The organism is Mesorhizobium sp. M0898 (assembly GCF_040319695.1).
In the GTDB taxonomy this organism is placed as follows: Bacteria; Pseudomonadota; Alphaproteobacteria; order Rhizobiales; family Rhizobiaceae; genus Mesorhizobium.
This window is the reverse complement of the sequence record NZ_JAMYOE010000011.1, coordinates 47,016-60,553: the sequence shown is the minus strand read 5'-3', so window position 1 is coordinate 60,553 and position 13,538 is coordinate 47,016. Positions and strand designations below refer to the sequence as shown.

General features: G+C 61.3%; 16 protein-coding genes. 11 read left to right on the top strand and 5 right to left on the bottom strand.

Annotated features, from left to right (window positions below; genetic code table 11):
- The first annotated feature begins 95 nt into the window (after positions 1 to 95).
- The 10 genes from NKH90_RS14705 (at position 96) to NKH90_RS14660 (ending at position 8,907) form a co-directional block, all read left to right on the top strand.
- The gene (locus NKH90_RS14705) at positions 96 to 1,700 is read left to right on the top strand and encodes a sensor histidine kinase (RefSeq protein ID WP_352819920.1); all 1,605 of its coding nucleotides are present in this window, start codon (positions 96 to 98) and stop codon (positions 1,698 to 1,700) included.
- Positions 1,678 to 2,358: a response regulator transcription factor gene (locus tag NKH90_RS14700; RefSeq protein WP_352450507.1), complete on the top strand. Its 681-nt coding sequence runs from the start codon at positions 1,678 to 1,680 to the stop codon at positions 2,356 to 2,358. Before NKH90_RS14705 ends, NKH90_RS14700 begins: the two co-directional genes overlap by 23 nt.
- A gap of 421 nt (positions 2,359 to 2,779) precedes the next feature.
- Positions 2,780 to 3,286, top strand: coding sequence for a DUF2938 family protein (locus NKH90_RS14695; protein ID WP_352819919.1), 507 nt, complete (start codon positions 2,780 to 2,782; stop codon positions 3,284 to 3,286).
- Positions 3,287 to 3,509: 223 nt separating this feature from the next.
- Positions 3,510 to 4,154: a 50S ribosomal protein L25/general stress protein Ctc gene (locus tag NKH90_RS14690; RefSeq protein ID WP_352469743.1), complete on the top strand. Its 645-nt coding sequence runs from the start codon at positions 3,510 to 3,512 to the stop codon at positions 4,152 to 4,154.
- 23 nt (positions 4,155 to 4,177) lie between these two features.
- Positions 4,178 to 4,903 carry an aminoacyl-tRNA hydrolase gene (pth, locus tag NKH90_RS14685; protein ID WP_352819918.1) on the top strand — a complete coding sequence of 242 codons (726 nt, stop codon included), beginning with the start codon at positions 4,178 to 4,180 and terminating at the stop codon, positions 4,901 to 4,903.
- Between the two features lie 3 nt (positions 4,904 to 4,906).
- On the top strand, positions 4,907 to 5,470 hold the full coding sequence (locus NKH90_RS14680) for a hypothetical protein (RefSeq protein WP_352819917.1): 564 nt from the start codon (positions 4,907 to 4,909) through the stop codon (positions 5,468 to 5,470).
- A 77-nt stretch (positions 5,471 to 5,547) separates the two neighbouring features.
- Positions 5,548 to 6,651, top strand: a complete 1,104-nt coding sequence (gene ychF, locus NKH90_RS14675) for a redox-regulated ATPase YchF (RefSeq protein ID WP_352469740.1) — start codon at positions 5,548 to 5,550, stop codon at positions 6,649 to 6,651.
- Between the two features lie 218 nt (positions 6,652 to 6,869).
- Positions 6,870 to 7,844 (top strand): magnesium/cobalt transporter CorA, encoded by a 975-nt coding sequence (gene corA, locus NKH90_RS14670; protein ID WP_352469737.1) that lies wholly within the window; start codon positions 6,870 to 6,872, stop codon positions 7,842 to 7,844.
- 134 nt (positions 7,845 to 7,978) lie between these two features.
- Entirely contained in the window at positions 7,979 to 8,440 is a 462-nt protein-coding gene (locus NKH90_RS14665) for a MaoC family dehydratase (RefSeq protein WP_352770919.1), read from the top strand.
- On the top strand, positions 8,437 to 8,907 hold the full coding sequence (locus NKH90_RS14660; protein WP_352772566.1) for a MaoC family dehydratase: 471 nt from the start codon (positions 8,437 to 8,439) through the stop codon (positions 8,905 to 8,907). Before NKH90_RS14665 ends, NKH90_RS14660 begins: the two co-directional genes overlap by 4 nt.
- 46 nt (positions 8,908 to 8,953) lie before the next feature.
- On the opposite strand, the gene NKH90_RS14655 is transcribed toward NKH90_RS14660, so the two are convergent.
- From NKH90_RS14655 to petA, 4 genes are all read right to left on the bottom strand, one after another.
- Complete coding sequence (locus tag NKH90_RS14655; RefSeq protein WP_352469734.1) at positions 8,954 to 9,499, bottom strand: adenine phosphoribosyltransferase; 546 nt, start codon at positions 9,497 to 9,499, stop codon at positions 8,954 to 8,956.
- A 213-nt stretch (positions 9,500 to 9,712) separates the two neighbouring features.
- Positions 9,713 to 10,585 (bottom strand): cytochrome c1, encoded by an 873-nt coding sequence (locus NKH90_RS14650; RefSeq protein WP_352772563.1) that lies wholly within the window; start codon positions 10,583 to 10,585, stop codon positions 9,713 to 9,715.
- A gap of 89 nt (positions 10,586 to 10,674) precedes the next feature.
- Positions 10,675 to 11,976: a cytochrome b gene (locus tag NKH90_RS14645; RefSeq protein WP_352469732.1), complete on the bottom strand. Its 1,302-nt coding sequence runs from the start codon at positions 11,974 to 11,976 to the stop codon at positions 10,675 to 10,677.
- 16 nt (positions 11,977 to 11,992) lie between these two features.
- A complete protein-coding gene (gene petA, locus NKH90_RS14640) occupies positions 11,993 to 12,553 on the bottom strand; it encodes a ubiquinol-cytochrome c reductase iron-sulfur subunit (RefSeq protein WP_352541007.1) in 561 nt (186 codons plus the stop codon).
- Between the two features lie 281 nt (positions 12,554 to 12,834).
- Between petA and NKH90_RS14635 the strand changes: the two genes are divergently transcribed.
- Positions 12,835 to 13,191 (top strand): cupin domain-containing protein, encoded by a 357-nt coding sequence (locus NKH90_RS14635; protein WP_352819963.1) that lies wholly within the window; start codon positions 12,835 to 12,837, stop codon positions 13,189 to 13,191.
- Positions 13,192 to 13,218: 27 nt separating this feature from the next.
- On the opposite strand, the gene NKH90_RS14630 is transcribed toward NKH90_RS14635, so the two are convergent.
- Positions 13,219 to 13,533 carry a DUF6665 family protein gene (locus NKH90_RS14630; protein ID WP_352819916.1) on the bottom strand — a complete coding sequence of 105 codons (315 nt, stop codon included), beginning with the start codon at positions 13,531 to 13,533 and terminating at the stop codon, positions 13,219 to 13,221.
- Between the last annotated feature and the right edge of the window lie 5 nt (positions 13,534 to 13,538).

Sequence of the window (13,538 nt, the reverse complement as noted above, 5' to 3'; positions counted from 1 at the left end):
TCCGCTCGAACTTAGGAGGTTCCGATTAGACGCTTGCGAGGGCTCCGGTTAGAATTTGGTGAGAGGCATTATCCGATCGCCGGCAGGATTACCGCATGACCGTTCGAGGCCGCATCTTCCTATTTCAAATCGTCATTCTCGCCCTTGTCGGACTGATTTCAGGACTGGCATTCGCAACACTCCAGCTGACAGAGGAATTCGTCCGCCGAATCGACAGCGTCCACGGGCGGTTCGAGGCGCTCGCCGAACTCAATGGGCAAGCCAACAATTACACCGAGCAACTCGCTGAAGTCTTGCTGCTTGGGCCCGAGCAAATGCCGGATTTCGAAGCGGCACGAGAAGCAGTGAAATCCGGATTCTACAAGCTGGAGGGCGCCACTCGCGAGGAACTCGGTGCTCTCGGATATTGGAGCGATAGACGCCAGGAGGAGGCCGAACTCAGATTCGTCGGTCGCGTCAAGGCGCTGTTTGAGGCGATCGATCGGGCCGCCCAGCGACTGTTCAGCCAGCGAACAAAGGGGGATCCAAAGGGCATCGTAGACGCCTTCCGCAACGATGTGGAGCACCGATTAGAGAACGATCTTGAAGAAATGATTGAAGCCGCTTTGCACGATGAGCGCAGGGAGGTTGGAGAGGAACTCGCCGGCGTCCGTGGCGCACAATGGCGGCTGCTGCTGCTGACCGGCGGCTTCGCTGCGTTGCTCATGCTGGGCAGTCTGGGGTTCGGCCTGGTCCTGCGACGATCAATCGCCACACCTGTGCGTGAACTGAACGAAAGCGCCAAAGCCATCGCTGCAGGCAAGCTCGACCATCGCGTTTCCGCGACCGGACGCGACGAGTTCGCTTCCCTCTCGCGAAGTTTCAACAGCATGGCCGAGGCTCTCGAGATCGAACGTGCTGCTCTGATTTCGGTACAGGACCGCTTGGAGGCGGAGGTTCAGTTGCGCACCCGTGAACTGCGGAAAGCCAATGAGCAACTGAGAGCGATCGATAGCCGACGCACACAATTTTTTGCGGAGGCAAGCCACGAACTCCGCACGCCGTTGACGATTCTCCGCGGAGAGGCCGACGTTGCCCTCCGCGGCCAACCGCGTGTTCGATCTTACCGCGAAGCTCTGAGCCGAATCCGCAATTGCGCTGAAGATATGGCTCGCAACCTGGGGGACCTTCTGGCATTCGCCCGCTCCGAAGCTGAAAATTTCAGGTTCTCCTTGCGCAACATCGATACCGGTGAGGTTGTGAAGGCGGCCGTTCAGGAGGCTTCCGTACTCGCAGGTCCCAAGCAGATATCCGTTGACCTGTCGCTCAACCCAGACCATTGCCTCATTCGGGTTGACGCCCAGCGCCTAAAGCAAGCGCTGCTGATCGGCTTCGACAACGCCATAAAGTACTCAAAGCCGTATCAGACAATAGCAGTCGAGATGGCTGAGCGTCATGGAATGCTTGAGATCGCCATCCGCGACAACGGTTCAGGGATCGATGCCAACGATCTCCCGTTCGTGTTTGACCGATATTATCGCGGGCGTGTCGGCGGGAGGTCCGCAGCCGACGGCCTTGGTGTTGGCCTCGCGATCGCCAAGGAGATTATAGACGGGCACAATGGCACAATCGGCCTTGAAGGAATTGAGCCTTCGGGAACCCTCCTCAGAATCAGACTGCCGCTGGTACATCGCACCCATGATTCGAATCCTGATCGTTGAAGACGACCGGCGTGTCTCCGACTTTCTCCGCCGGGGGTTGGAGGCCGAAGGCTTCCACGTGAGTGTCGCGGAGGACGGTCGCGAGGGACTAGCCATTATTCGTACGGATCCATTCGATCTCGTGATCCTGGACCGTCTGCTTCCCTACCTGGACGGCCTTGAGCTGTGCCGGATCGTGCGATTGGAGCAGTGGCCGGTTCTCATCCTGATGCTGACCGCGAAGGAGACAATTCAGGATCGCGTAGATGGGCTCAAGGGCGGTGCCGACGATTACCTGACGAAACCGTTTGCGTTTGATGAACTGGTGGCCAGGATTGACGCGCTGCGCCGACGCCGTCAGGGTGCAGTGGATCGACAATTGCTTCGAGTGAGCCGCCTCAATCTCGACACGAGCGCTCGTCGTTTTGCGGACGGCGACCGGGAAATCAGCCTTACCCGACGTGAATTCGACCTTCTGCATTTTCTCATGCTCAACGCGGGGAAAGTGGTTAGCCGCGAGCGCATCCTCAACAATGTCTGGTCATACAGCTTCGAACCCGGGACGAAGATCGTGGAGGTATACATTCGCTATCTGCGTGCGAAGCTCGGGCCGGATGCATCGGCCAGCATTCAGACAGTTCGTGGGATCGGCTACATGCTGGTCGAGCGGAAGCCATAGAAGGTAGAGCGAAACTCTTTATCGCACCGTTCTCGCCACTCGCTGGAAACCTCCTCTTTCCGCAACGCCGCTTCCACCGCTTGTTTCCGAATAGGTGTTCATCGGCTCCCTTCCATGCTGCCGGCGCGCGCCGTCCACCCGCCGTGGGCATTGCCCCGCCGCGGTTCCCCTTTCCACCCGCCGCGGTTCCCCTTTCCATTTGTGTTCGGGCTTGGGCGGCGACACCGATTTTGGCGGCCGTTAACCGCTTTCGTAATTCACGGCCTCTACCCCCAGGCCTGCAGCCACCCAGTCGGGGAAGCCGCCTTCGAACCGGCGCGGGGCCCAGCCTCGTGCCCTGAGGATTGCCAAGGCGTCGGGCGAAAGAACGCACTGGACTCCACGACAATAGGCGACAACGGGTGAAACAAGAGATGCCAAAATGTTGGAGTTCGTTGTTCGTGCGGCCGTCGTTGGAATCGGCGCGACAGCCCTGATGGACCTCTGCGGATGGTTTCTGAAGCGAATGTTCGCGATTCCACCGCTTGATTACGCCTGGGTCGGCCGCTGGATCGGGCACTTTCCACATGGACGTTTTGCACATGCGAATATCGCACAAGCTGCCCGCGTTCGCGGCGAAACCGCCATTGGATACCGCCATTGGATGGAGTGCGCATTACGCGACCGGCATCGTATTTGCCGCAGCGCTGATTGGAGTGTGGGGCCTCGACTGGGCACGGCACCCGACAGTGCTTCCGGCCCTGTTGGTCGGCGTCTGCACCATCGTCGCCCGTTCTTCGTGATGCAACCGGCTTTTGGGATCGGCATCGCGGCTTCGAAAGTTCCCAACCCGCGCACTGCGCGCCTGCGCAGCCTTATGGCCCATCTGTCTTTCGGGGTTGGGCTGTACGTTGCAGCATCGCTTTCGGCATTGCTACTTCCGGCCTGATGGGCCGCCCGCTTGCACCTCGCGCCGCCTTCCGCTATAGAGCCGCCACCCGCGTAGACACCCTTGGAGGCAACGCGGCGGAAGGCCGCCTTCCCGCATGATCCCGAAAAGTGGATTCCGGTTTTCGGACCAGGTCATGCGTTAGCTATGTCGGCTTTCGACGTTTACGGCCCCGGCACGTTGCCGGCCGCGAACGCTCCAGAACAACGCGAAAGGAAATGCCATGAGCCACGATACTTACGAGCTCAAGGCCGAAGCGCGCGAACAGGTCGGTAAGGGGTCCGCCCGTGCAGTTCGCCGCAACGGTAAAGTGCCTGCAGTGATTTACGGCGACAAGCAGCCTCCCCTGGCGATTGCGCTGACCTACAAGGACATCTACTACAAGATCCATGGCGGCGGGTTTCTGACCACGGTCGCCACGATCGATGTCGACGGCAACAAGATCCAGGTTCTGCCCAAGGATTTTCAGCTCGACCCGGTCAAGGATTTCCCTGTCCATGTCGATTTCCTGCGCATCGGCAAGGATACCGAAGTCAACGTCGATGTGCCCGTGCACTTCATCAATGAAGACAAGTCGCCCGGCATCAAACGCGGCGGCGTGCTCAACATCGTGCGCCACGAGGTCGAGTTCCACTGCCCGGCCAATGCGATCCCGGATTTCATCACCGTCGATCTCACCGGTACCGATATCGGCGATTCGATCCACATTTCGGCCGTCACCTTGCCGGCCGGCGTCAAGCCGGTGATCTCCGACCGCGACTTCACCATCGCGACCATTGCCGGCTCCTCGGCGATGAAGCCGGAGGCTGCGGAAGAGACGACTGAAGCGGCTGCGCCCGAAGCGGCTCCTGCCGCCGAAGAGAAGTAACCCCTTCCCGCCCGGAGGCGACGATGCTTGTCTTTGCAGGCCTCGGCAATCCGGGCGCGAAATACGCCAACAACCGGCACAATGTCGGCTTCATGGCGGCGGACGCGATCGCCCGCCGCCATTCCTTTTCGCCTTGGTCGAAGAAATTCCAGGGTCTGATTGCCGAAGGCACGCTTGCCGGCGAAAAGGTGATCCTGATCAAGCCGCAGACCTTCATGAACCTGTCCGGCCAGGCGGTCGGCGAAGCCTTGCGCTTCTACAAGCTCGGCCCTTCGGCGCTGACTGTCTTTTATGACGAGATCGACCTTGCCGCCGGCAAGGTGCGGGTCAAGGTCGGTGGCGGTTCCGGCGGCCACAACGGCATCCGCTCCCTCGACCAGCACGTCGGCAAGGATTTTCGCCGTGTGCGCATCGGCGTCGGCCACCCCGGCGTCAAGGAAATGGTGCATGGCCATGTGCTCGGCGATTTCGCCAAGGCCGATCGCGAATGGCTGGACGTGCTGCTCGACGCAATCGCCGATGGTGCCGGATTGCTTGCCAAGCGCGACGACAATTCCTTCATGAACCGTGTGACGCTGGCGCTGCGCGACAAGCTCACGCCGACGGACGACGACGATCGCCCGCCGCCCAAGGCGCCAAAGGCGCAAAGCCACGTCCGCCAGGCGCGGCCGCAGCAGCCGGCGGCCAAGCTGCCCGAAACCGGCCCGATGGCGGCCATGCTGAAGAAGCTTTTTGGCGGCAAGGACTGAGCCATGGATCTGGATGACATTCAGGAATTGGTCCGTCTCATCAGACAGAAGTATGTTGATTATTTCGTCACCGCTGCCGGGGAACTTGCACGCAACTGCCAAGGATCGCATGCGACCGAAATCAAGTTTTCGAACGTCGATTCCTTCTATCGAAATTTCATCGCGGTTGATTTCGTTAGTAATGACGGACAGCCAAATCCGCAATTCATCAACAGCGATTCCTATGTGAAATTCTCTCCGGATATTCACGCCGCGATGGGTGGAATGGATGTCCTCATCTCACCTTTCAGGTGGGATGAGATTCATTTTAAATTCCCTATAAATGAGCTCGACGGCGATCTCTTCGACGAATGGTTTCGCGGCTGGTTCGATATCGATGGCGAGCGTGAAACATCGGAGACCGTCGGAAACGTCATTCACAGTGCGCAATTGCTCGACAGGCAACTGACCATCGATTTCGGAACCGCTGAGGTCGACGCGTTCTGGCATCTTCTGCAAATACTGAACAGGTCCGGCGTTCATTCGTTGGCGATAGGCACCGATGACATCGCGCAGCGTCTGAATTGAATTGCGCCTTGACGATCATCGGCGCTTTCGCCCATAGCCCTGATCAAATTTCGATTTCCCGATAGGACCAGACAAAAATGGGTTTCAAATGCGGCATCGTTGGCTTGCCCAATGTCGGCAAGTCGACGCTCTTCAATGCGTTGACCAGGACGGCGGCGGCGCAGGCCGCCAATTATCCGTTCTGCACCATCGAACCGAATACCGGCGAGGTGGCGGTGCCCGATCCGCGCCTGCAGAAGATCGCCGCGATCGGCAAGTCGAAGGAGATCATCCCGACCCGCATCTCGTTCGTCGACATTGCCGGCCTGGTGCGTGGCGCCTCCAAAGGCGAAGGGCTTGGCAACCAATTCCTCGCCAACATCCGTGAGGTCGACGCCATCGTCCATGTGCTGCGCTGCTTCGAGGATGACGACGTCACCCATGTCGAGGGCCGCATCGATCCTGTCGCTGATGCCGAGACCGTCGAAACCGAATTGATGCTTGCCGACCTCGACAGCCTTGAGCGCCGCATCGTGCAGATCCGCAAGCGTGCCGCCGGCAAGGACAAGGAAGCAGCGACCGCACTTCCGATGATGGAAGCGGCGCTTGAACTGCTGCAGGCGGGCAAGCCCGCCCGCATCCTGCTCAACGGCATCTCGGCTGAGGATCTACGCATCCTGCAGGGGCTGAATCTCTTGACCTCACACCCGGTGCTTTACGTCTGCAACGTCGCGGAAGCCGATGCCGCCACCGGCAACGCGCATACCAGGGCGGTCGAGAAGATGGCCGCCGCGCAAGGTGCCCGCACCGTTGTGATTTCCGCGGCGATCGAGGCCGAGGTCGCCCAGCTCTCGGACGAAGAGGAAATGGAATTCCTGGCAACGCTCGGTCTGGACGAACCCGGCCTGAACAAGGTCATCCGCGCCGGCTACGAGCTGCTCCAGCTCATCACCTACTTTACCGTTGGCCCCAAGGAGACACGCGCCTGGACCGTGCACAAGGGCGCCAAGGCGCCGCAGGCGGCAGGCGTCATCCACACCGATTTCGAGCGCGGCTTCATCCGCGCCCAGACCATCGCCTATGAGGACTTCGTCAGGCTGGGCGGCGAAGTCGCGGCCAAGGAGGCCGGCAAGGCGCGCGACGAAGGCAAGGAGTATGTCGTCCAGGACGGCGACATCATGCTGTTCAAGTTCAACACCTGAACCGGCGAGGGAGCCCAATGGTCACCATTGCCGTCGCTCGATGACAAACTTCAAAGCAGGGTGTCGCAGTGCCTCTTGCGCTGCTTGACGGGCCATCGTGCGGGGTCTAAGGGGCCTCTGCACCGGCCTCGCGCCTCGCCTGCCCGTGTCCGTGCGATGTGACTGACGCGCCCCCTCCAAACGAACGCTCTTTGGCAACAGCAAGGGAGACCCCGGCGATGATCAAGGCCTTCGTCGTCGACAATGATCGCCTGCGCCTGGTCGACGATCTCGTGCAAAACAGCGACACTGTCGTCTGGGTCGACCTCTTCAACCCGACAAAGGAAGAAGAGACGACAATCGAGACCTGGCTCGGCATCGCCGTTCCGACCCGCGAAGAGATGGAAGAGATCGAGATCTCGAGCCGTCTCTACGTCGAGGACGGCGCCTACTTCATGACCGCCATTCTGCCTGCGCAGACCGAGGTGAACGATCCCTTGATGTCGCCGGTCACCTTCGTGCTCGCCGGAAGCAGGCTGATCACCGTGCGTTACCACGAGCCGAAGGCGTTCAAGACCTTTCCGCTGCGCGCGGAGAAGGTGGCGACCGGCTGCACCAGCGGCGACACCATCCTGATCGGACTGCTGGAGGCGATCGTCGACCGCCTCGCCGACATTCTGGAGCGCGCCGGCCGCGACGTCGAGGCGATCTCGCGCGACATCTTCGAGGCACGCTCGACCAAGGTTTCCAAGCGCAACCGCGACTTCCAGGAGCTGTTGAAAGGCATTGGCCGCAAGGAGGACCTCGCCTCCTCGATCCGCGACAGCCTGATCTCGCTGCAGCGCCTTGCCGGCTTTCTCGCCCATGCCTCCACGCAAAGCCGGATGAGCAAGGATACCCGCGCTCGCATCAAGACCTTGTCGCGCGACGTGCTGTCGCTCGCCGACCACGCCACGTTCCTGTCGCAGAAGATCAGCTTCCTGCTCGACGCGACGCTCGGCATGATCTCGATCGAGCAGAACGCCATCATCAAGATCTTCTCCGTCGCCGCTGTCATCTTCCTGCCGCCGACGCTTGTCGCTTCGATCTACGGCATGAATTTCGACATCATCCCTGAGCTCAAATGGCACTTTGGCTATCCCTTCGCCATCGGCATGATGGTGCTTTCGGCAATCCTGCCCTTCTGGTATTTCCGCCGCCGCGGCTGGCTATAGGGTCGTCAATACCGCGCTGCGGCTTGGGCGCAGCGGGCTGGCGCAATAGAAATTGCTTGACCAAATGCCGCCCTGCCTGCATCCGGGACCCGGACCCGTAGCGATCGTACAATCCTGAACAGGATTTCCAAACCATGACCGCAAAGACCTGGGCTTATGAGGATTTTGTCGAGGGCGCTTCGCTCGACCTGGGCACCAAGTTGGTAAGCGCCGCCGAAATCATAGAATTCGCCAACGAGTTCGATGCCCAGCCGATGCATCTCGACGAGGCCGCGGGCAAGGCCAGCATCCTCGGCGGGCTGGCGGCTTCAGGCTGGCACACCTGCGCCATGTTCATGCGCATGCTGTGCGATGCCTTCCTGCTCGACTCAACCTCCCAAGGCGCGCCGGGCGTCGACCAGGTCAAATGGAAACGGCCGGTCCTGGCCGGCGACCTGTTGACCGGCAGCACCACCGTCCTTGCCAAGCGACTGTCCAGATCGAAACCCCGCCTTGGCCTGGTGACCATGCGCAGCGAGTTGTTCAACCAGCGCGGCGAAGGTGTTTTCGAGCTCGAAAACACCGTCATGTTCCTCACCCGCGAGGGCAGTGCGTGAGCCTCGACGAATTCTTCTGCATCGGTATCACCGTCACGCTCGGTTCACATCGATTCGAACCGGAGGCGGTCAAGGCGTTCGCCCGCAAATACGACCCGCAGATATTCCATATCGACGAAGAGGCGGCGAGGAACAGCATATTCGGCGGGCTCTGCGCCTCGGGCTGGCACACCGCCGCCACCTGGATGAAATTGAACCTCCAGGCTGGCATAGAGGCAGAGGTCGCCCGCTGGCCCGGTCCCGGGCCGGTGCCGGAATTCGGTCCCTCGCCCGGCTTCAAGAACCTCAAATGGCCCAAACCTGTCTATGCCGGGGAAACCGTGACTTTCACCCGCACCGCGCTGGCCCATCGCCCCATCGCCTCGCGACCGGGCTGGCGGCTGCTGACGCTCCGCTCGGAGGCCTTCGATTCGACCGGCGACAAGGTCATCGAATTCGAAAGTGCCGTGCTGGTGAAGGTGGAGTGAGCGGAGTTCTTCCCTTCTCCACAAGAAGGGGAGAAGGAAGAAACGCTCAATGCCCCTCAAACCCGATCAGCGTCCTCACCGGTACGCCGAGCGCCTCTAACCTCTCGCGGCCGCCAAGGTCCGGCAGGTCGATGACGAAGCAGGCGGCGAGGATGTCGGCGCCGATCTGCCGCAATAGCTTGACGGCCGCCTCGGCCGTGCCGCCGGTGGCGATCAAATCGTCGACGAGGATTACCTTCTCGCCTGGAGAAACACCGTCTTTGTGCATCTCCATCTCGTCCAGCCCGTATTCCAGGCTGTAGGCGACGCGCACCGTCTCGGAAGGCAACTTGCCCTTCTTGCGGATCGGCACGAAGCCGGCCGAGAGCTGGTGGGCGATGGCGCCGCCGAGGATGAAGCCGCGCGCCTCGATGCCGGCGATCTTGTCGATCTTGAGGCCGGCATAGGGATGCACCAGTTCGTCGATGGCGCGGCGGAAGGCCCGCGCATTGCCGAGCAGCGTGGTGATGTCGCGAAACAGGATGCCCGGCTTGGGATAATCCGGAATGGTGCGGATCGCGGCAAGCAGCGTCTCTTCGAGCGAGGATTTCATCAAGCGGCTCTCCGGGCCTTTCAGATTCGGCTGAAGACGTGAAGGGAATTGGCCAATCGTAACCCGGTGCAGCTAAGTCCGGCTACGGCCATGTGACGCCTGACGGAAAATTGTCCGGCAAAGGGGCCACTCTGCGCCGGCAGCGATGAATCGACATGCCTGCAATGAGAAGGGCGTCTTTCGACGCCCTCGCATTCTCGTAGATCGCAGGGCTCAGTGCGCCACGCCGGCCCACACCTTGCGCTTGGTCAGGTAGACCAGTGCGCCGAACAGCAGCAGGAAGACCAGTACGCGAAAGCCGGTCTTCTTGCGGTCCTCGAGGTGTGGCTCGGCCGCCCACATCAGGAAGGCCGACACGTCACGCGAATACTGGTCGACCGTCTGCGGCGCGCCGTCATCATAGGTTACCTGGCCGTCAGAGAGCGGCTTCGGCATCTTCAGCGACACGCCGGACAGGAAGTACGGATTGTAGTACGTGCCTTCTGGTATGACCATGCCCGCCGGCGGCTGCTGGTCGTAGCCGGTCAGCAGCGAGTGGATGTAGTCGGGGCCGCCCTGGGCATACTGGGTAAAGATATCGAAGACGAAGCGCGGGAAGCCGCGTTCGACCCCGCGCGCCTTTGCCAGCAGCGACATGTCGGGCGGTGCTGCGCCGCCATTTGCCGCCGCCGCCGCTTCCACATTGGGGAACGGCGCCGGGAAATGGTCGGACGGCTTGCCGGGACGATCGAACATGTCGCCGGCATCGTTCGGTCCGTCATGGATCGTATATTCGGCCGCCAGCGTCTTGATCTGCGCATCCGAATAGCCAAGGCCCTCCAGTGTACGGAACGCCACCAAATTCATCGAATGGCAGGCCGAGCAGACTTCCTTGTAGACCTTCAGCCCGCGCTGCAGCTGGGCCTTGTCGTAGGTGCCGAATGGCCCGGCGAAGCTCCAATCCATTTCCTCCGGTTCGTGTATCGGGAAATGCGTCGGCGCCGCCTCATTGTGCGCCTCTTCCTGGGCGCTGGCTCCAGTGCTTGCGGCACCCATGCCCGCGGCCAAAAGGCCAAGCAGCGCCAGCGAGGAGAGAATCTTCTTCATGCCAAATCCCCTTGAGATTCTCTGACGCGCCGTCACCGTCTCGAGCATGACCTTGTCCGAGTACCGGTTTCCACTTTTCGGAATCATGCTCAGCCCTTGGTTTCCGGCGCGGTCGTGGCGCCGGCAGGATGTCCACCGCCGCCCTTGTTCTTCTCGAGCACCGCCTCGGTGATCGAGTTCGGCAGCCGCCGCGGCTTTTCGATCAGCCCGAGCACCGGCAGCGCTACCAGGAAGAAGGCGAAGTAGAACAGCGTCGCCATCTGCGCCATGAATACATAGCTGCCCTCGGCCGGCTGCGAGCCCAGCCAGCCGAGCAGGATGGAGTCGGCCACGAACAGCCAGAAGAACAGCTTGTACCAGGGCCGGTAGACTGCCGAGCGCACCTTCGAGGTGTCGAGCCACGGCACCAGGAACAGCATGACAATCGCGCCGAACATGCAGAGCACGCCGCCGAGCTTGGAGTTGATGGGCCCGATATTGAAGGTGATAGCGCGCAGGATCGCGTAGAACGGCAGGAAATACCATTCCGGCACAATGTGGGCCGGCGTCTTCAGGGGGTTGGCAACGGTGTAATTGTCCGGATGGCCGAGATAGTTCGGCAGATAAAAGACGAAATAGGCGAAGACGAACAGGAACACGATCATGCCGAACCCATCCTTGATGGTCGCGTAAGGCGTGAAGGCGAGCGTGTCGGTCTTCGATTTGACCTCGATGCCGGTCGGATTGTTCTGGCCGACGACGTGAAGCGCCCAGATGTGCAGCACGACAACGCCGGCGATCATGAACGGCAGAAGGTAATGCAGCGCAAAGAAGCGGTTCAGCGTCGGATTGTCGACCGCGAAGCCGCCGAGCAAAAGCTGCTGGATCCAGTCGCCGACCAGAGGTATGGCGGTGAAGAAACCGGTGATGACGGTGGCGCCCCAGAAGCTCATCTGGCCCCAGGGCAGCACGTAGCCCATGAATCCGGTCGCCATCATCAGCAGGTAGATGATACAGCCGAGGATCCACAGCAGCTCGCGCGGCGCCTTGTAGGAGCCGTAGTAGAGCCCGCGGAAGATATGGATGTAGACGGCGACGAAGAAGAACGACGCGCCGTTCGAATGCAGGTAGCGCAGCAGCCAGCCCGAATTCACGTCGCGCATGATCTTTTCGACCGAATCGAAGGCGAGAGTGCTGTCGGCCGCATAGTGCATGGCCAGCACGATACCGGTCAGGATCTGCGCCGCCAACATAAGCGCAAGGATGCCGCCGAAGGTCCAGGCATAGTTCAGGTTGCGCGGCACCGGATAGGCGATGAAGCTGTCATAGACCAGCCGCGGGAGCGGCATGCGGGAATCGAACCAGCGTCCGATACCGGTCTTGGGCGTATAGGTCGAGTGTCCCTCGCTCATCGAAATATCCCTTGCCTCAGCCGATACGGATCTTGGTGTCGGAAACGAATTGAAACACCGGCACCGCCATGTTCTCCGGCGCCGGTCCCTTTCGGATGCGGCCGGCCGTATCGTATTGCGAACCGTGGCATGGGCAGAACCAGCCGCCGAAATCGCCTTCCTGGCCGAGCGGGATGCAGCCGAGATGGGTGCAGACCTGGACCATCACCATCCAGGCTTCCTTGCCCGGCGTGGTCCGGTTGGCGTCGGTTGCCGGCGCGTCGGCCGGCAGGTTGGCATTGCGGGCAATTGGATCCTTGAGCTCGGCGAGATTGACCGCCTCGGCGTCCTTCATCTCCTTTTCGGTGCGGTTGCGCACGACAACCGGCTTGCCGCGCCACTTCACGACGAGCGACATTCCCGGCGTCAGCGAGGAGACGTCGACCTCGACCGAGGCGAGCGCCAGCGTCGAGGCATCCGGGCGCATCTGGTCGATGAATGGCCAGGCAACGGCGCCCGCGCCGACCACTGCGGCCATGCCGGTGGCGACGTAGAGAAAATCACGACGGTTGGGATCCTGGGTGTCGGTTGCGCTCACGGGTGCCTGATCCTTTCGCCTCTTCCGTGCCGGCGGCCGAGCCTTGTTCCCCGCTCAATCGCGCCGGCCCGACAGCGCATGGCGAACAGGCTAGCGAATTCCTCCGGCATTTGGGACTTGGGTTTATGCGTGAAGCCTGTTTTTGTCCAGACGGGTGAAGGCACAAGGGCAGATTGTCGCGGGGGCGTAATTCGCACGGCGGAACGATTGGAAAACAGCAGCAAAACCAAATGGCTGCGTTCGCCTCGACAGCTGGCGCTGGCCCGGTTTATCCTCGGCCTATGGCGCATGTCATAGACCGCGGCAAATGGGCCGAAGCGCCCGACCGCTGGCCCGACCACTGGCAGGGCGAGCTGCAAGGCGGAGCTTACGGCTCCCGCAGCTGCCTGATCTTCAACTACCTGCCCGAGATCGGCGGCGGCCCCAGGCTGCACAGCCATCCCTATTGCGAGATTTTTATTATCCGGACCGGCACCGGCCTGTTCACCGTCGGCGACCGGCAGATCGAGGCCACCGCCGGCCAGATCCTGGTCGTACCGCCGAACACGCCGCACAAATTCACCAATGTCGGGCCAGGCCCGCTGGAAACCACCGACATACACGAGAACGGCAGCTTCATCACCGAGTGGCTGGAATAACGCTTCTCAAACCAGTTCCGGTTCGGATCATGCGCTGGCGCCGAGCCTGGCCAGCACGGCGTTGGGAATGTTGTATTCCCGGATCACCGCGTCGTGCTTGCGAAGGCCGCAGAGTTCGCGCTGGATGAAATACCCGTGCACCGCTTCGGCTGCATCCCTGAGCAGCCGGGCGCGGTCGACATCGTCGCAATTCTCGCGCAGCCTCGTCAATGTTTCCTCGACGCGCCGGCCGGCGCGGCCGAGCGCGGCCGCCTTCTCGCCGAGGATTTCATGGCCAAGCAGGTCCAACGCGCTCTCCTGCGCGCCGGACCGTCCGAAATTCGATGGCATTCTCACCGCCATGGTCT